Origin of the sequence: Pseudooceanicola onchidii (assembly GCF_004959925.1) — a bacterium.
GTDB lineage: Bacteria > Pseudomonadota > Alphaproteobacteria > Rhodobacterales > Rhodobacteraceae > Pseudooceanicola > Pseudooceanicola onchidii.
Genome location: NZ_SPUW01000001.1, coordinates 940,174 through 956,704 on the forward strand (window position 1 = coordinate 940,174; position 16,531 = coordinate 956,704).

Consider the following 16,531-nt stretch of genomic DNA (forward strand, 5'->3'; position numbering starts at 1 on the left):
GATCCCGAACAAAGCTGAATGACCACTCGACCGCCTCTCGTTTTTATCGTTGACGACGATCAGGATATCCGGACGTCACTGACGCGGGCCCTTGGCCAGCGCGGCTACGAGGTCGAAGCCTATGCCTCGGCGGCGTCCTTCCTTGACGCCTACGACGGCACGCGCGCGGCCTGTCTTGTCCTGGATTACGGTATGCCGGGCATGAACGGGCTTGAGCTTCAGCAGGAACTCAACCGTCGCAACTGGCCGCTGGCGGTCGTCTTCATCACCGGTCACGGCGGCGTGCCGGAATCCGTGCAGGCGATGAAGGGCGGGGCGGTCGACTTTCTGGAAAAACCCTTCCGCCAGTCGGATCTGCTGGACCGCATCGCGACGGCCTACCAGATGGCCTCGGCCCGAATGGCCGATACCGCGTCGCAGGACGCGCTGCGCGAACGCTTTGCCCGGCTGACCGACCGCGAGGCCGAGGTGGTCAACCACGTGCTGGCCAACCCCGCCGAGGTGTCGTCGAAGGAAATCGGCGGCGCCCTTGGGATCAGCCCGCGCACCGTGGATCATCACCGCGCGCGGATCCTGGAAAAGATCGGGGTCAAGTCGCTGGTCGAACTGGTCCGGCTGGCCGCGACCCTGCAGGATGACGGGCCGTTGCGGCCCTGACGCGTCAGGCGCGGGCCGCCTCTTCGAACTGTTGCACCGCCGCGACGGACCTGTCGTCCGTCAGCAGCATGTCGGCCACGCTGGCGGCGATGGTAAAGCAGTCATGCCCCATCTCGGACAGGCGGCACAGCTGGTCGGTGTCACGCAGCGACGCGATCAGGACCCGCGTGTGGTTGCCGGGGGACCGGGTGACCGCCAGCATTTGCGCCATCGCCTCGTAAGCCGGCAGCCCGGCCTCGAGCATCCGGCCGAAGTAGGGCGCGATGAAATCCGCGCCAAGCGCGCTGGCCACCAGCATCTGCTTGGCGTCGTAGCAGGCGGTCATCAGGATCGGACAGCCCGCAGCCTTCAGCGCGGGCACCTGGCGGATCGCCTCTTCGATCAGCGGCACCTTGACGACGGTTCGGATCCCGGCGCGCGACCCGGCCTCCAGCAGGGCATCGGCCCAGGCGGCATAGCTGTCGGGCGCGCCATAGACCTGCGCGTGCAGTTCGCTCGCGCCCAGATCGGCGGCATGCTGCGCCATGGCGGCCCAGTCGATCTGCGGATAGGACAGCCCCGCGCGCGCGGCCAGCAGGGGGTTCGTGGTGATCCCCGTGAACAGCCCCGTGGGCATCAGCCGGTCCCAGTCCGCCGTCATCGCGCTGTCGAGATAAAGATCCATGGCTCAGGTCCTTTCCGGGGTCCGGGGCGTTGCGGCGGCCAGCTCTGCCTCGGTCGGGGGATTGCACCCGGCGCGTTCGCAGTTGAGCGATGCCGCCCGGGAGGCCCGGGTCATGATCGTCTGCGCGTCCGCTGCCGTCAGCGTGTCAAGCCGCGCCGGGCTGAGGTATCCCATGAGACCCAGCCCCACAAGCAGCGACGCCATGTAGGTGTCCCCCGCGCCGACCGTATCGACCAGCGGCTGCGCCGGGTGCACCGGCACCTCGACGACCGATCCGTCGACCCAGGCGCTGGCCCCTGCGCCCCCGCGCGTCAGCACCAGAAGCCTGGCCGGCGTGGCGGCGCGCAGCGCTTCGATCGCCTCGGCCTCGGGGGTGCCCGGGAACAGCCCCTCAAGGTCTTCGTCCGACAGCTTGAGAACGTGCACGCGCCGGATCATCCGCAGGATGCGGGCGCGGTAGCTGTGGATGTCGCGGATGATGGACAGCCGCACGTTCGGATCCAGGCTGACCACCTTGCCCGATGCGTAAAGGTGGGCCATCGTCGCCTCCCACGCCGCCGCATCCGCGCCGTCGATCAGCGTCAGCGATCCGGTGTGCACGACCTGCGCGTCATCCGGGATCGCGCGCAGCAGAGAGGCCTCGGTCACCGCACGTTCGGCCGTCTTGTCGCGGTCGAAGACATAGGACGGGATGCCCGCCTCGACCGTCACCTTGGCCATGGTGCTGGGCAGGTCGTTGCGCCCGCCGGTCAGTGTCACGCCGTCGTCCGTCAGCCGCCCCGCCAGCATCTGTCCCCAGGCATCCGTCGAGATCGGAGAGACATAGCTGACCGCTGCGCCCTGACGTGCGGCGGCCATGGCCACGTTGAACGGCGATCCGCCGGGGTGAGAGACGGTGTCGCCGTCGGTGGTCACCTGGTCGATCAGGTTCTCGCCGCCGACTGCAATCCGGATATCAGTCATGCGAAAGGCTCCGTGCACGTTCGAACAGGGTGAAGACAAAGGCGCTGGCGGCCAGCGCGCAGGCCCCGAGGACAAGGAAGGGCGTGGCAGCCTGGTATCCCATCAGCGCGACCACCGGGATCATGACGACAAAGCCCGCCGCCAGGACCAACGTCATCGGGCGCGCGCCGCGGAAGATGTTGACCGCCGCCAGGATCGTCAAGACCAGCAGCACCAGCGTGCCGACTAGCGTCGACTGCGCGGCCAGCTGCGCGGCCTGGATCGCCTCGGGCTCCATCAGGCGGGCGGTGTGGCCGGGGGCCAGCGTGTCACCCGCCTCGCGCAGGGCCATGGCGGCGGCGTGTTCGCCCAGGCTGATCTTGGCGCGCAGCCAGACCGAGGCCGGGGTCATCAATGTCAGGAAGGCCATGAAGGCCCCCACGGTGGCCAGCAGTTTGCGCACGGCCTCGGGGTCGCGGGACTGGCGCACGATGTCGATGCCGACGGCGACAAGGATGATCCCGCCGGTCACCACCATCTGCCAGAAGGTGTTCAGCTGTGCCAGCGTCAGCCCGTTGTTGATCAGTTTCAGCAGGATGACCCCCATGAAGGTCCCCCACAGGGACCCGCGTCCGCCGAACAGCGACGTTCCCCCGATCACCACGGCGGCGATCGCGTCCAGTTCCCACATCTGGCCATAGTCGGACTTGGCATAGGGCGCGCGGCCCAGGAACAGCAGCGCACCGAAGGCGGCGGCGAACGACCCGAACATGTAGGTCATCAGCGTGTAGCGGCGGGTGTTGATCCCGGCCTGGCGCGCCCCCGGTTCATTGGACCCGATGGCATAGACATACCGGCCATAGCGCGTGTTCGCGACCACGATGGACAGGACAAGGAAGAAGGCGATGAAGATCAGCATCGACATCTGGAAGGTGCGGAAGAAGTTCAGCCAATTGGCATCGACGAACGCGCCGATGTTTTCCCAGATCCCGGTCAGCTCTCCGTCGCGATAGGCCTGGCGCAGTCCGGCAAAGGGATTGTAGCGGCCGAAATAGTCGAAGGCCTCGGGCAATTTGGGCGTCGCCTGCGCATTGGTCGTCAGGTGCCCGGTGCCGCGCCAGATCGACAGGCCGGCCAGCGTCACGATGAAGGCGGGCATCCCGAAATAGGCAACCAGCGTGCCATTGAAGGCCCCGACCGCCAGCCCGATGCCCAGCCCCGTCAGGATCGCGAGGGCAGGGGGGAAGCCCCAGAAGCTGGCGACATAACCGGTCAGCGCCGCCGTCAGCCCCATGACCGACCCGACCGACAGATCGATGCCGGCGGTCAGGATGATCAGCGTCATGCCCCCCGCCACCACGCCGATCGCGGCCGAGTTGTTGAGGATCGTCATCAGGTTCGACGGCCGGAAGAACATCGTGTCGGTGGTCGCGACCTCGATCGCGAGGCCGAGGATGACGATCGCCAGCAGCGCGCCGGACCATTCGGCCCGGAAGAAGCGGACCAGCAGGGCGATCATGCGGTCCTGCAGGGAAAGCCGGGGCACCGGAGTGCTGTGGGTCGCGTCCGTCATGGCAGATCTCTCATGTGGGAAAGGCGTGGAAGGGGGCGCAGGCCGGAGGTCTGGCCTGCGCCGGTCGGGTCCGGATCACTCCATCCCGATCATTTTCTTGTATTCGGCCGAGGTTTCCGGCGTCACCAGGAAGTAGCCGGTGTCGATGCGTGGGTTCACGTCTTCGCCCCGCGCGGCGGCGGCGGCGGCTTTGATCCCCTGGTAGCCCATCTGGTACAGCATCTGCGCCGTGTCTGCGTGCACCCAGCCTTCGTCCATCGCGACGATGGCATCAGAGGCGCCGTCAAAGCCCACGAGCTTCACGTCGCCCGCGCCGTAGCCGAGGTTTTCCAGCGCCGCCTTGGCGCCCATTGTGCCGCCGTCCCAGGCGTTCACGACCATCTTGATGTCGTCGCGCGAATTGAGGATCGCCTCGACCCCTTCCTGGGCCTGGGCGCTGTCCCATTCGGTCGGCACTTCGATCACTTCGGACTTCGGGCGCTGCGCCTTGAAGGTCTCCATGAAGCCGTTGCGGCGTTCCTGCCCCGTCGACTGCGCCTGATTGCCGGTGACGTAGATCACCGCATCGCCGTCTTCGACCAGGCCGGCCGCGGCGTTGCCCTGTTCCTTCGCCACGGCGAAGTTGTCGGTCGCCACGAACGAGGTCACGTCAGCGCCCGAGACACCGGTGTCGATGGCGATGATCGGGATGCCTGCCGACATGGCGTCGTTGACCGCCGGCGCGATGCCCGAACTGTCGACCGGCGCGACACCGATGGCCTTGGCGCCCTGCGCGACGAGGTTCTCGAAGACCTCGAGCTGGCTGGACAGATCGCCCTGGAAGGACGGCCCGACCGAGACGAGCTGCACGCCTTCCTCGGCCGCCGCGTCGGCGGCGCCCTGGTTGATCATCATCCAGCCCGCGTTGGTGGCGGACTTGGTGATATAGCCGATCACGTCCTGCGCCTGGGCGGCAGTCCCCGCGATGAGCGCGGCAATGGCTGCACCCGCGAAGGTGAGTTTCATGTTCATTGGTGCTCCTCCCAAATGCCGAAGGCCTCCTTGCCCGCGGCTCTGATGCAGACAGAAAGCGCGATTCTCTGCCTGCCTGTCAATAAATAAATCAACTTGATTTAAGTATTGACAGGATGCGCCTCCCGGTGCCTTCTAGGCCCGAGGACTGGTCCGGCATCATTGCTGCGACAGGGGAGGACACATGGCCCAAGATCGCAAAATCATCCTTGAGACCAAGGGGTTGACCAAGCATTACGGCGGCGTTCAGGCGCTGAATGATGCCGATTTCAAGATGTATGCTGACGAACATATCGCCATCGTCGGGGACAACGGTGCAGGCAAGTCCACCTTCGTGCGCAACATCACCGGGGTCGAACAGCGCACCCGGGGCGAGGTCTTCGTCGATGGTGAACCGGTGCACTTCGCCTCGCCGCAGGAGGCGCGCGAACATGGCATCGAAACCGTCTACCAGAACCTCGCGCTGGCCGATCATCTTGACGTGCCCGCGAACATCTTTCTGGGCCGCGAAGAGGTGCGGTTCAACCTCGGCCCGCTGTCCTGGCTGAACAAGAAGGCCATGGCCAAGCGCGCCAAGGAACTGCTGGACGAAACCGGGATCAAGATCCCCGACCCGCGCCAGCCCGTGGCGGGCATGTCGGGCGGCCAGCGCCAGTGCGTCGCGATCAGCCGCGCGGCCGGCTGGGGATCGAAACTGATCATCATGGATGAACCGACCGCCGCGCTTGGCATCCAGGAAACCACCCGGGTCGAACACATCATCCGCGGGCTCAAGGAACGCGGCGTGCCGGTCATCATCATCTCTCACAACCTGCGGCAGGTCTTTAACCTGGTCGACCGGATCGTCGTCTTCCGGCAGGGCCGGATCGCCGGGGTGCTGGACGCCAAGACCGCCAGCGGCAACGACGTGGTGGCCATGATCACCGGGGTCGATCAGGGTGTGCACGACAACGCCAGCTACATCTGACGGCCCATGACCTTCACCGACCACCCGACAAAGGCCCCCTTGACCCCCAGCCAGAGGCCAGAGAACGAACGGCACATCCTCAGCCTCGTCCGGCAGGCCGGCGCGATGAGCAAGGCGGACATCGCCCGCGCAACGGGCCTGTCGGCGCAGTCGGCGACCAATATCGTCAACCGGCTTGAGGACGAGGGGCTTCTGCGCGCCGGTGAAAGCGTGCGCGGGCGGGTCGGCCAGCCGTCCAAACCCTATGCGATCGATCCCGAAGGCGCGCTGACCATCGGCGTGAAGATCGGGCGGCAGTCCGTCGAAATCGCCACCATGGGCTTTGACTACCGCATCATCGAACACCGCCGCACCCGCTATGATTACCCGATCTACGACACCGTCCGGACGCAGATCCTCGACACGACACGGGACCTGATCGACGGGCTTGGCCCCGACCGCGCGGCCCGTGTCCTCGGCATCGGCCTGTCGCTGCCCGATGCGCTGAGCAGCTGGGAAAGCACCATCGGCGCACCGGAAGGATCTATGGCGCCCTGGGACGTGTCGGACCTGCGCGCCGAGATCGAGGCGACCTTCGCCATGCCCGTGTCGCAGATGAACGATGCCTCGGCCGCGTGCCTCGCCGCGCTGAAGCTGGGTCAGACGACGGACGCGCAATCGTTCATGTATGTCTACGTTGGCACCTTCGCGGGGGGCGGGCTGGCAATTGACGGCCGCGTCTTCGAAGGCCGCACCGGAAACGCCGCCGCCATCGGGTCGATGCCGATGCAGGTGGTCCGGACGGGCGGGGGGCAACAGCTGATCGACGCGGCCTCTCTCCATCATCTCGAGGACATGGCCGAAGCCGCGGGCCTCGACCCGCAGGTCTTCTACGCGGACGCGCCGCTGGATGAGACCGCCGCGCGTGTGCTGGACGACTGGATCGCCGTAGCCGCGCCCGCGCTGGCCTTCACCTTCGTCGCGGGGCAGGCAATCCTGGATCTGGGCACCGTGGTGCTGGACACCAGTCTGTCCGACGCCCTGCGCGCCCGGCTGGTCGAGGCCACGCGCGCCGCCTGTCCCAGGTACGACACGCGCGGGCTCCGGCCCTTCCGGATCATCGCCGGAGACCTTGGTGTCACCGCCCGGTCCCTGGGCAGCGCGCTGCTGCCCTTCCAGGCGGTGACAGAGTTTGACCTGATGTGACGCTCAGGGATGCGTCTTGAGGAAGGCGATGACATCGGCCACGTCGTCTTCCTTGCGCAGCCCGGCAAAGGACATCCGCGTGCCCTTCAGAAAGTCGCGCGGTTTGGCCAGATAGGCCGAAAGCGACGCCTCGTCCCAGACAAGCCCGTCCGCCGCCGCGTCCTGCAGGGCCGAGGAATAGTCGAACCCCTCCGCCGTGCCCGCCGCCTTGCCGACGATGCCGTTCAACGCCGGTCCGGTGCGGTTCTCCGCGCCCTCGCCAACCTGGTGGCAGGCCTTGCATTTGCGAAACACCTTTTCGCCGCTTGCGGCGTCTCCGTCGGCCAGCGCCGGGGTCGCAAGCGTCAAAGCAAGAACAAGGGGCAGGGCGCGTGGCATGGGGGATCCTCCTGGGTTTCGGCTGACCATATGCGGCGCGTGGATCGTGGAAAATAAGACCAAGGTCGCGGCGCACCCGTCGGCTTCTCAGGCCCTGCGCCAGCGCGTTGCCCGCGCCTCCAGTACCTGCAGAACGCCGTATTCCAGCACCAGCATCAGCGCCACGAAGCTGAGCGAATAGGCCAGCACGTAGCCGGTTTCGAACAGCTGGAAATACAGGTGGATCTGGAACCCGATCCCGTTGCTGCGGCCCAGGAATTCGACCACCAGCACGATCTTCCAGATGATCGCCAGCCCGTTGCGCGTGCTGGCCGCCACAAAGGGCCAGAGCTGCGGCAGGATCACGTGCCGCAATCGCGCCAGCCCCGGCATACGGTACGCCCGCGCCATGTCCGACAGCTGCCGGTCCATGGCATGGACACCTTCGCGCAGGGTCACGGCCACCATGGCGGTCTTGTTCAGCGCCACCGCCGTGATCGCCGCGACCTCGTTCAGCCCGATCCAGAGGTAACACAGCACGATCACCACCAGCGCGGGGATGTTCAGCATCACCACCAGCCAGGGCGACAGCCAGCGGTTCAGGCGCGGCGACAGGCCCAGCCCGACGCCGATCACCAGCCCGAAGACCATGGCCAGCGCAAACGCCAACAGAACCCGCCGCAGGGTCGCCCACATGTGGAACGGCAGCTCTCCGGCCGCGGTTTCCTGCACGGCGATCCGCCATACCTCGCCCGGGCCGGGCAGCACCGAGGGGTCGTTGCCCAGCCACGCCGCCACCACCCAGACAAGGCCAAGCGCCGCAAGCGACACGGCGACGACGGGGGCTGGGGACTGTGACGAGGGCGGGGCCATGATCGGAACCTGCCACGGAACGCCCACGCCGCCCATACGCAAAGGCATGGGCCACGACCAAGGTCGCATATGGGTGCTGTCGGCGCGGCCCTAACCTGCCGCCATGATCCTGTACCGTCCCCTGTCCGTCGTCCTTGCCGCTGCCTGCATCTGGCTGGCCCTTGCGGTCGTGGCCCTGTCCGATCCCCTGCCGCGCGACCGCATCGCGCCGCTGGTCGCCCCGCCCATGTCGCTTGGCGAAAGGATCACCGACGACGGCGTGTGGGAGCTGTTGAATTCCGGCGGGGCGCAGGCGGGCTATGTGTTCGAAACCGAACCCACGGCGCCGCTTCCCGGGTTTTCCGGCGCGCCGATCAACCTGCTGGTGGTGCTGGACCTCGACGGGCGGTTCCTTGACGTGCAGCTGATATCGCACAACGAACCGATCTTCGTGTCGGGGCTGGGGCAGGCGCCCTTTCATGCGTTCGTCGAACAGTACCGGGGCCATTCGATTTCCGACAGCCTCGTGGTCGGAACACCCTATGGCGGGGCGACGGACGGCAGCGCGCTGGTCTACCTGGACGGCGTGACCAAGGCGACGGCTTCGGTCCGGATCGCGCATGAGACGATCCTGGCCGCCGCGCTGAAGGTCGCGCGGGAAAAGATGGGCGGTCTGTCCGCTGGCCCGCCGGCCTATCCCGATCCGACCCATGACGAAGACCTGAGCTGGGACGACCTGATCGCCCAGGGCCTTGTCACCCGCAAGATCGTCACCAATGCCGAGGTCGACGCGGCCTTCGCCGGCACGCTCTGGGAAGACGACGATGCCGAAGCGCAGGCCGACCCCGAAGGCACGTACCTCGATCTCTGGATCATCGACCTTGGCCCGCCTTCGATTGCGCGCGCGGTGCTGTCGTCGGGCAGCCTGCGTGAACTTCAGGGCTTCATGGAGATCGCGACGACGGACGAACCGATCCTGGTGATCGAAACCGCACGCCACGGGCTGGTGACCGAAGAGTTCATCCGCAACACCGCGCCCGATCTGCTGAGCGCGGAACAGGGCGGCTTTCCGGTCGCCCTGCGCGACGCCGACATCTATGTCGAGATGAGCGATGCTGTGCCCGAAGCGGTGCGCGACGGCACCGCCCTGATCCTGCGCACCGATCGTCGGCTGGGGTTCGATCCCACGACCGAATGGATGCTGCAGGTCAAGGCATTGCGCGAACACGGGGTTTTTCAGCCCGAAATCGGGTCGGTGCAGCTGACCGCGACCCATGTCACCGACGCCCGGTTCTTCATCCGGCCGGAATTGCCCAGACCCGTCCCGCCCTGGCTTGAGGCGCTGCGCAACCGCCAGGCCGACCTGATCGTGCTGGGGCTGTTCATGATCGCGCTGGTCATGGCCCTGGGCTGGCGCATGAACCGGCTGGCGGGGCATCGCCATTTCACCGCGATCCGGCTTGGCATCCTTGGCTTCGTCATCGGCTTCGTCGGGTGGTGGGGGCAGGGGCAGCTGTCGATCGCAACCCCGCTTGGCGTGATCCGAACGCTGAAGGACGGCGGCAGCTTTGCCTTTCTTCTTTACGATCCCTTCTCGCTGGCCATCTGGGGCGTCACCATCCTTGGCTTCTTGGCCTGGGGGCGGGGGCTTTTCTGCGGCTGGCTGTGTCCCTTCGGCGCGATGCAGGAATTTGCCCATCACCTGGGCCGCCTGCTGCACCTGCCGCAGATCGAGGTCAGCCAAAGGTGGGATCGACGCCTGAAGGGCCTGAAATACGTGGTTCTTGTGGCACTTGTCGTCGTGGTCTTCACCGCGCCCGCGCGGCTCGACAAGGCGATCGAGGTCGAACCCTTCAAGACCGCCGTCACCACCTTCTTCCTGCGCGAATGGTATTACGTCGCCTATGCCGCCGGGCTGCTTGTGCTGTCGATGGTGCTGTTCAAGGGCTTCTGCCGCTATCTGTGTCCGCTTGGGGCGGTCATGGCCATCGGCGGGCTGCTGCGGGGCCGTGACTGGATCGCCCGGCGCGCCGAATGCGGATCGCCCTGTCAGCTGTGCAAGGTCAAATGTGCCTACGGCGCGATCAGAAAGGACGGCGCCATCGACTATTCCGAATGCTTCCAGTGCCTGGACTGCGTGACGATCCACGACGATCCGGCGCAATGCGTGCCGCTGATTATCAGGGCACGGCGCAATCGTCGCCTGACGGGTGTTCCGGCGAAATAACCCCTTTACGAGACCAACAAAAAAGGCCCGCGATGAACGCGGGCCCCAGTCCTCAGGGAGAGTGTGAACCGGCCGGGATCCGAGGGCGCGGCCGGGTCTGTGGTGCGGGCGGCGATGGAAGCCACCGCCCGCACCGACAGTCATTCGGCCGCCGCAACCGCCCGCTTGGTCATCACCTTGATCAGGTGCGCGCGATAGGCGGCGCTGCCGTGCAGGTCCGAAATCAGCCCGTCCGCGCTGACCGACAGCCCCTCGACCGCGCCGGGCGTGAATGAGGACGACAGCGCCGTCTCGGCCTCGGTCCAACGGAACACGCCGTCCTCGCCCGCACCGGTCACTGCCACGCGCACGCCATCTGCGAACTTGGCGACGAAGACGCCGACCATGGCAAAGCGCGAGGCGGGCTGTTCGAACTTCTGATAGTTCGACGCCTCGGGGCGGGGGAACCTGACGGCGGTGACGATCTCTCCGTCCTCCAGCGCGGTGTCGAAGAGGCCGGTAAAGAAGTCGTCCGCGGCGATGTCGCGCCGGTCGGTCACGATGGTCGCCCCGTGGGCCAGCGCCGCCGAGGGATAGCAGGCCGCCGGGTCGTTGTTGGCGATGGATCCGCCGATGGTGCCGCGATGGCGCACCGCCGGATCACCGATCCGCGCCGCCAGACCGGCGAGACCCGGGTGGGTCGCCCCGGCCTCTTTGGCCACGGTGTCGTGCTTGGTCGCGCCACCGATGCGCAGTGCACCGCCCTCGTCCGACAGCCCGATCATGTCGCTGATCCCCGACAGGGAGATCAGCTTGGACGGGGCCGCCAGACGCGCCTTGAGCGTCGGGATCAGCGTCTGCCCGCCCGACAGCGGCTGGGCCTCGTCGGCCTTCAGCGCCGCGACGGCGTCGGCGATGGTGGTCGGGCGTTCAATGTCGAATGCGTACATGTCCGGTCCTCCTTACGCGTTGGTCATTGCCGTCCACACCGCGTGCGGCGTGAGGGGCATGTCGATATGGGTGACGTTCTTGCCACCCGACTGAAGCGCATCGATCACCGCGTTCACGATGGTCGGCGGCGACCCGATCGCCCCGGCCTCGCCGCAGCCCTTCACGCCAAGCGGGTTGTGCGTGCAGGCCGTGCCCTGGCTGTGGTCGACGGTGAAGAAGGGCAGGTCGTCGGCGCGCGGCATGGTGTAATCCATGTAGCTGGCCGACAGAAGCTGGCCGTCCTCGTCGTACTTGCACCCCTCAAGCAGCGCCTGGCCGATGCCCTGGCCCAGCCCGCCATGCACCTGGCCGGTCACGATCATCGGGTTCATCACGTTGCCGAAATCGTCGACGGCGGCAAAGCGATCGACCCGGACCTTGCCGGTCTCGGGATCGACCTCGACCTCGCAGCAGTAGGCGCCCGAGGGGTAGGTGAAGTTCGCCGGATCGTAGAAGGCGGTTTCCTCGAGCCCCGGTTCGATGTCCTCGAGCGGGAAGTTGTGCGGGATATAGGCCTTCAGGGCCACTTCGCCGAAGCTGACCGACTTGTCGGTGCCCGCGACCGTGAATTGCCCGTCCTTGAACTCGATATCGCTGTCCGAGGCCTCCATCATGTGGGCCGCGATCTTCTTGGCCTTGTTGATGATCTTCTCGGTCGCGCGCACCACGGCAGACCCGCAGACCGCAAGGCTGCGCGAGCCATAGGTGCCCATGCCGAAGGGGATCTTCGAGGTGTCGCCATGCACGATGTCGATGCTCTGGGGATCGATTCCCAGCATCTCGCCCACAACCTGCGGGAAGACCGTCTCGTGGCCCTGACCGTGGCTGTGCGCGCCGACCATGACCGACAGGTTGCCGGTGGCGTTCACCCGCACCGTCGCCGCATCGTAGAGACCCACGCGGCTGCCCAACTGACCCACAAGGTTCGACGGCGCGATGCCGCAGGCCTCGATATAGGCGTTGACGCCAAAGCCGCGCAGCATACCCCTGGCTTCGCTGTCCTTGCGGCGTGCTTCGAACCCGTCGCGGTCGCAGACCTTGAGCATCTGGTCCATCAGCGCGTCGTAGTTGCCGCTGTCGTATTCCAGACCGGCGGCAGAGGCATAGGGATACATGTCCGGCTTCACGAAGTTCTTCCGGCGCAGTTCGATCGGGTCCATGCCCAGTTCGCGGGCGCATTTGTCGATGACACGTTCCAGCGAATAGGTGGCCTCTGGCCGACCGGCTCCGCGATAGGCATCGACCGGCGCGGTGTTGGTGAAGACCGCCTTCACGTTCACGTAGACATTGGGCACCGTGTAGTTGCCCGCCATCAGCGTGCCATGCAGGAAGGTCGGCGTCGCCGTGGCAAAGTTCGACAGGTAGGCGCCGACGTTGGCATAGGTTTCGGTCCGGAACGCCAGGAACTTGCCGTCGGCATCCGTGGCCAGTTCGATCTTGGTCACGTGGTCACGACCATGGGCGTCGGTCAGGAAGGCCTCGGTCCGGTCGGCGGTCCACTTGACGGTGCGGCCCGTGCGCTTGGCCGCGGCCAGCACCAGGGCCTCTTCGCCGTAGTGATAGATCTTGGATCCGAAGCCACCGCCCACGTCCGGCGCGATCACGGTCAGCTTGTTTTCCGGGATCCCCATCACGAAGGCCGAGATCAGCAGCCGCGTCAGGTGCGGGTTCTGCGAAGTCGTGTGCAGCGTGTATTCGTCACCCGATTCCTTGTAGGCGCCGATCGAGGACCGCGGTTCCATCGCGTTCGGCACCAGCCGGTTATTCACCAGCTCAAGCGTGGTGACATGGGCCGCGCCCTTGATCGCCGCGTCGGTGGCCGCGCGGTTGTCCTCGATCCAGCCCCAGTCGAAACACTGATTGGTCTCGATCTCGTCATGCACGAAGGTGTCGCCCGAAAGGGCGGCCTTCACGTCGATGATCGCGGGCAGTTCCTCGATCTCGGCCTCGATGGCCTCGACCGCGTCCATCGCCTGCTGCTTGGTCTCGGCGATGACGGCGGCGTAGGCGTCGCCGACATGGCGCACCTTGCCATGCGCCAGCACGGGGCGCTTGGGTTCCTTCATCGGCGTGCCATCACGGCTGTTGATCAGCCAGCCGGCCGGGTTGCCGCCGACCTCGACGAAATCCTCGCCGGTGAAGACGGCCAGCACGCCGGGCATGGCTTCGGCCGCCGAGGTGTCGATCGACACGATCCGGCCATGAGCCATGGTCGATCGCGCAAAGACCGCATGGGCCAGGTCGCGGGCGGAAATGTCGTCGGTGTATTCTCCCTTCCCCTTGAGGAAACGTACGTCCTCGCGGCGGCGGGTTGAGGCACCGATACCAGTGTCCTTGGGCATGTGTTTTCTCTCCCTGTAAGTCGTGGCGCGGGCAGGGGCCTGCCCGGCGGCTGCGTCTTATTCCGCCGCGATGGCGCTGACGTCCTGGCCGGATGCGGCCAGGATCGCCTTGACGATGTTGTGGTAGCCCGTGCACCGGCAGATATTGCCTTCGAGGTAGGCGCGAACCTCGCCTTCCGTCGGTTTCGGGTTTTCCTTCAGCAGGTTGGACGCGGTCATCACCATGCCCGGCGTGCAGAAGCCGCACTGAAGCCCGTGATGTTCCTGGAACGCCGCCTGGATCACCGACAGCGATCCATCCGCGTTGGCCATGCCTTCGATGGTCGTCACCTCGGCACCGTCGGCTTCGGCGGCGAACATGGTGCAGGATTTCACCGACGTGCCGTTCACATGCACCGTGCAGGCGCCGCACTGCGAGGTGTCGCAGCCCACGTGGGTGCCGGTCAGCCCGATATCGTCGCGCAGGAGCGACGACAGCAGCGTCTCTCCGGCCACGTCGCGGGTCACCGACCGCCCGTTGATCGTCATTGTTACCTTGGCCATGCCATTCCTCCCTTTATGCAGTCCGGTCAGCCGACAAGCCGCCGGAGCCATCCCTTTTTCTTCTCGCCCGCGTCCGGGGCACCTTCGGTGGTCACGTCAGCCGCCGGGTCGGCCACGGGTTCGGGCCGACCGACGGTGTCCTGGAAATTGGTGAAGAACTGGTCGGCGGTCTTCTTGGCAAAGCCGTCGATCACGCGGCTGCCCAGCTGCGCCAGCTTGCCGCCGACCTTGGCGTCGACCTCGTAATGCAGGATCGTTGCGGCGCCGTCCGCTTCCAGCCGGACCTTGGCCCCGCCCTTGGCAAACCCGGCCGCGCCGCCCTTGCCTTCGCCGGTGATGGTCATGCTCTCGGGGGCGTTGATGTCGCTCAGCTGCACGACGCCGCGAAAGGTCGCCTTCACCGGTCCGACCTTCTGGGTCACCGTGGCCTCGAACCCCTCATCGGGCGATCCGGTCATCTCTTCGCAGCCGGGCACGCAGGCCTTCAGCACCTCGGGGTCGAGAAGGGCGTTGAACACCGTCTCCCGATCCGCGCCGATCCGTTTCTGATCACTCAGGTTCATCACATGGTTCCTTTGGTTTGGGTCCGAGCCTAGGCGCTGCCGACGGCCCGCGATATTCGACCAAGGGCGTAGGCCCTAGCGTTCGGGGGGCTGATGGGTCAGCCCGTAGGTTGCGTAGATCGCGGCGATCCGCCCGTCGTCGAGCGCCCGCGCCACAGCGTCGTCGACCGCGTAGGCAAGGGGCCGGAACCGGAAATTCACCGCCACGCCAAGGGTCCAGCGGCTGACGGCGAACCCCGCGAGCGGCGGCTGGTGCAGATCGGTGCGCCTGGTCAGCCCGTATTCCAGCTGACCGCGCGGCCCCATGGCGGCCATGACCGTGCCCGCATCCAGCGCGGCCATGCCGTCGGACATGGCCGGGAAACGGTGGATGTTGGCGGCGGCCTGACCCCCGGCCAGGCCGGTGAGGTAGAAATCCGAGATTGAATCGTTCTCGACCGCCACCGTGTCGAACCGGAAATAGGCCGGCACGGGCTTCTCCTCGGGATAGGCGTCGCGGGCATAGGCGATGGCGATGCTTTCGGCCGCGTACTGTCCGGTGAAGACCGCCTGTTCGACCCGGCATTTGAAAGCGGAATCGTAGGGGATCCGCATCATCACGTTCGACACCCGCCCGCCCACGACCGGGCCGCGCCAGATGTTGTTGCGCAGGTCTGCCTCGAGGTTTTCATCGGCGGTGACGAAGGTGAACCGCGCCTCGATGCCAAGGTCCTGGGCGATCAGCCGGGCGATGTCGATGTCGACGCCGCGCGGGGTGCTGCCCTCTTGCCAGCTGTAGGGGGGGTAATCGGCGTAGACCGCGAAGCGCATGTGGCCCTGGTCGATCAGCGTGTCCAGGTCCTGCCCGACCTCGTTCGCCCCGACGTTCTGCGGCCTGGCCTGCGGGACAAAGTCGGCGCAGGGATCGGCAGCGCGGGCCGGTCCGACAAGGGACAGGCCCGCCACCACCACCGCGGGGAGGATCGCGGTCAGACGCATGTCAATGGGCCGCCGACAGGCCGATCGTCAGCGTTTCGGCCGCCTTTCCATAGGCGTCCTGGGTGCCGTCGATCATGTTGGCGGCGCGGTAGGCCACCGAATCCGCCACCGGTGCGCCGGACAGGGTTTCGATACCTGTCGCGATCTCCGTCAGTCGGGTTTTCAGCGCTTCGGGGTCGGCCCCGCTGTCGTCGCTGGCATAGCCCGCCAGCTGGTCGCGGATCGCCTTCAGCTCGTCCGAGACCTCTTCCATCTGGTCGGTGTCGGGGCGCGTCTCGATATAGGTGCGGATCGCCCAGGCAGCGTCCTGGCCCAGCAGCTCTCCGAACTCGGGCATCTTGGTGATGCCGTTCTGGGTATAGCCATAGCGGAACCGTTCCACGTACCATTCGTCGCCGTATTCCTCGGCCTCGAGAAACCGCAGGTCCGGCGCCAACCCGCCCGACACGGCCTCAAGCCCATGGCAGCGCGCGCAGTTCTGGTTGTAGCCCGAGGCGCCGATCTCTACCGCCGTCTTCCAGACGTCATCGCCCACCTTGTCGGCGCGATAGGGGTTCTCGGTCAGCCAGTCTTCACCGGTTTCGGGCAGGCCGGTGGTGTCGACCGCCTGCGGCGCCACGTCGCCGTGGGCATGGGCAAGGGCGGCAAGGGCTGTAAGCGCGGCGGCAAGGCCGAACGTCCGGGGGCTGGCAAGCGTCATA

The 16,531-nt window shown here is 66.5% G+C and carries 16 protein-coding genes; 4 read left to right on the forward strand and 12 right to left on the reverse strand.

Going from position 1 to position 16,531, the window contains the following annotated elements:
• The first annotated feature begins 18 nt into the window (after nt 1-18).
• Nucleotides 19-657, forward strand: coding sequence for a response regulator transcription factor (locus E4S58_RS04530; RefSeq protein WP_136635103.1), 639 nt, complete (start codon nt 19-21; stop codon nt 655-657).
• 4 nt (nt 658-661) lie between these two features.
• Here E4S58_RS04530 and E4S58_RS04535 read toward each other — a convergent pair whose 3' ends face one another.
• From E4S58_RS04535 to E4S58_RS04550, 4 genes are all read right to left on the reverse strand, one after another.
• Nucleotides 662-1,321 (reverse strand): transaldolase family protein, encoded by a 660-nt coding sequence (locus E4S58_RS04535; protein WP_136635104.1) that lies wholly within the window; start codon nt 1,319-1,321, stop codon nt 662-664.
• Between the two features lie 3 nt (nt 1,322-1,324).
• Nucleotides 1,325-2,284 (reverse strand): PfkB family carbohydrate kinase, encoded by a 960-nt coding sequence (locus E4S58_RS04540; protein WP_136635105.1) that lies wholly within the window; start codon nt 2,282-2,284, stop codon nt 1,325-1,327.
• A complete protein-coding gene (locus tag E4S58_RS04545) occupies nt 2,277-3,836 on the reverse strand; it encodes an ABC transporter permease (RefSeq protein WP_136635106.1) in 1,560 nt (519 codons plus the stop codon). The genes E4S58_RS04540 and E4S58_RS04545 overlap by 8 nt, the downstream gene beginning before the upstream one ends.
• 75 nt (nt 3,837-3,911) lie before the next feature.
• Nucleotides 3,912-4,847 carry a sugar ABC transporter substrate-binding protein gene (locus tag E4S58_RS04550; protein ID WP_136635107.1) on the reverse strand — a complete coding sequence of 312 codons (936 nt, stop codon included), beginning with the start codon at nt 4,845-4,847 and terminating at the stop codon, nt 3,912-3,914.
• Between the two features lie 184 nt (nt 4,848-5,031).
• Between E4S58_RS04550 and E4S58_RS04555 the strand changes: the two genes are divergently transcribed.
• Entirely contained in the window at nt 5,032-5,814 is a 783-nt protein-coding gene (locus E4S58_RS04555) for an ATP-binding cassette domain-containing protein (protein WP_136635108.1), read from the forward strand.
• Between the two features lie 6 nt (nt 5,815-5,820).
• Nucleotides 5,821-6,999, forward strand: a complete 1,179-nt coding sequence (locus E4S58_RS04560) for an ROK family transcriptional regulator (RefSeq protein WP_136635109.1) — start codon at nt 5,821-5,823, stop codon at nt 6,997-6,999.
• A gap of 3 nt (nt 7,000-7,002) precedes the next feature.
• On the opposite strand, the gene E4S58_RS04565 is transcribed toward E4S58_RS04560, so the two are convergent.
• On the reverse strand, nt 7,003-7,377 hold the full coding sequence (locus tag E4S58_RS04565; protein WP_136635110.1) for a c-type cytochrome: 375 nt from the start codon (nt 7,375-7,377) through the stop codon (nt 7,003-7,005).
• Between the two features lie 87 nt (nt 7,378-7,464).
• Entirely contained in the window at nt 7,465-8,229 is a 765-nt protein-coding gene (locus E4S58_RS04570; protein ID WP_136635833.1) for an ABC transporter permease, read from the reverse strand.
• A 103-nt stretch (nt 8,230-8,332) separates the two neighbouring features.
• On the opposite strand from E4S58_RS04570, the gene E4S58_RS04575 reads away from it, so the two are divergent.
• Nucleotides 8,333-10,435, forward strand: coding sequence for a 4Fe-4S binding protein (locus E4S58_RS04575; protein WP_136635111.1), 2,103 nt, complete (start codon nt 8,333-8,335; stop codon nt 10,433-10,435).
• 140 nt (nt 10,436-10,575) lie between these two features.
• On the opposite strand, the gene E4S58_RS04580 is transcribed toward E4S58_RS04575, so the two are convergent.
• The 6 genes from E4S58_RS04580 to pedF all read right to left on the reverse strand — a co-directional run bounded on the left by E4S58_RS04580 (nt 10,576) and on the right by pedF (nt 16,530).
• Nucleotides 10,576-11,364 (reverse strand): FAD binding domain-containing protein, encoded by a 789-nt coding sequence (locus E4S58_RS04580; protein WP_136635112.1) that lies wholly within the window; start codon nt 11,362-11,364, stop codon nt 10,576-10,578.
• 12 nt (nt 11,365-11,376) lie between these two features.
• Nucleotides 11,377-13,746 (reverse strand): xanthine dehydrogenase family protein molybdopterin-binding subunit, encoded by a 2,370-nt coding sequence (locus tag E4S58_RS04585; protein WP_136635113.1) that lies wholly within the window; start codon nt 13,744-13,746, stop codon nt 11,377-11,379.
• Between the two features lie 57 nt (nt 13,747-13,803).
• Nucleotides 13,804-14,289, reverse strand: a complete 486-nt coding sequence (locus E4S58_RS04590; RefSeq protein ID WP_136635114.1) for a (2Fe-2S)-binding protein — start codon at nt 14,287-14,289, stop codon at nt 13,804-13,806.
• Nucleotides 14,290-14,315: 26 nt separating this feature from the next.
• Nucleotides 14,316-14,852, reverse strand: coding sequence for an SRPBCC family protein (locus E4S58_RS04595; RefSeq protein WP_136635115.1), 537 nt, complete (start codon nt 14,850-14,852; stop codon nt 14,316-14,318).
• Between the two features lie 75 nt (nt 14,853-14,927).
• Nucleotides 14,928-15,830 carry a substrate-binding periplasmic protein gene (locus E4S58_RS04600; protein ID WP_136635116.1) on the reverse strand — a complete coding sequence of 301 codons (903 nt, stop codon included), beginning with the start codon at nt 15,828-15,830 and terminating at the stop codon, nt 14,928-14,930.
• A gap of 1 nt (nt 15,831) precedes the next feature.
• On the reverse strand, nt 15,832-16,530 hold the full coding sequence (gene pedF / locus E4S58_RS04605; protein WP_136635117.1) for a cytochrome c-550 PedF: 699 nt from the start codon (nt 16,528-16,530) through the stop codon (nt 15,832-15,834).
• Between the last annotated feature and the right edge of the window lies 1 nt (nt 16,531).

Coding starts and splice junctions, on each gene's coding strand:
- E4S58_RS04530 (WP_136635103.1), top strand. CDS start 19: ATGACCACTCGACCGCCTCTCGTTTTTATCGTTGACGACGATCAGGAT.
- E4S58_RS04535 (WP_136635104.1), bottom strand. CDS start 1,321: ATGGATCTTTATCTCGACAGCGCGATGACGGCGGACTGGGACCGGCTG.
- E4S58_RS04540 (WP_136635105.1), bottom strand. CDS start 2,284: ATGACTGATATCCGGATTGCAGTCGGCGGCGAGAACCTGATCGACCAG.
- E4S58_RS04545 (WP_136635106.1), bottom strand. CDS start 3,836: ATGACGGACGCGACCCACAGCACTCCGGTGCCCCGGCTTTCCCTGCAG.
- E4S58_RS04550 (WP_136635107.1), bottom strand. CDS start 4,847: ATGAACATGAAACTCACCTTCGCGGGTGCAGCCATTGCCGCGCTCATC.
- E4S58_RS04555 (WP_136635108.1), top strand. CDS start 5,032: ATGGCCCAAGATCGCAAAATCATCCTTGAGACCAAGGGGTTGACCAAG.
- E4S58_RS04560 (WP_136635109.1), top strand. CDS start 5,821: ATGACCTTCACCGACCACCCGACAAAGGCCCCCTTGACCCCCAGCCAG.
- E4S58_RS04565 (WP_136635110.1), bottom strand. CDS start 7,377: ATGCCACGCGCCCTGCCCCTTGTTCTTGCTTTGACGCTTGCGACCCCG.
- E4S58_RS04570 (WP_136635833.1), bottom strand. CDS start 8,229: ATGGCCCCGCCCTCGTCACAGTCCCCAGCCCCCGTCGTCGCCGTGTCG.
- E4S58_RS04575 (WP_136635111.1), top strand. CDS start 8,333: ATGATCCTGTACCGTCCCCTGTCCGTCGTCCTTGCCGCTGCCTGCATC.
- E4S58_RS04580 (WP_136635112.1), bottom strand. CDS start 11,364: ATGTACGCATTCGACATTGAACGCCCGACCACCATCGCCGACGCCGTC.
- E4S58_RS04585 (WP_136635113.1), bottom strand. CDS start 13,746: ATGCCCAAGGACACTGGTATCGGTGCCTCAACCCGCCGCCGCGAGGAC.
- E4S58_RS04590 (WP_136635114.1), bottom strand. CDS start 14,289: ATGGCCAAGGTAACAATGACGATCAACGGGCGGTCGGTGACCCGCGAC.
- E4S58_RS04595 (WP_136635115.1), bottom strand. CDS start 14,852: ATGAACCTGAGTGATCAGAAACGGATCGGCGCGGATCGGGAGACGGTG.
- E4S58_RS04600 (WP_136635116.1), bottom strand. CDS start 15,830: ATGCGTCTGACCGCGATCCTCCCCGCGGTGGTGGTGGCGGGCCTGTCC.
- pedF (WP_136635117.1), bottom strand. CDS start 16,530: ATGACGCTTGCCAGCCCCCGGACGTTCGGCCTTGCCGCCGCGCTTACA.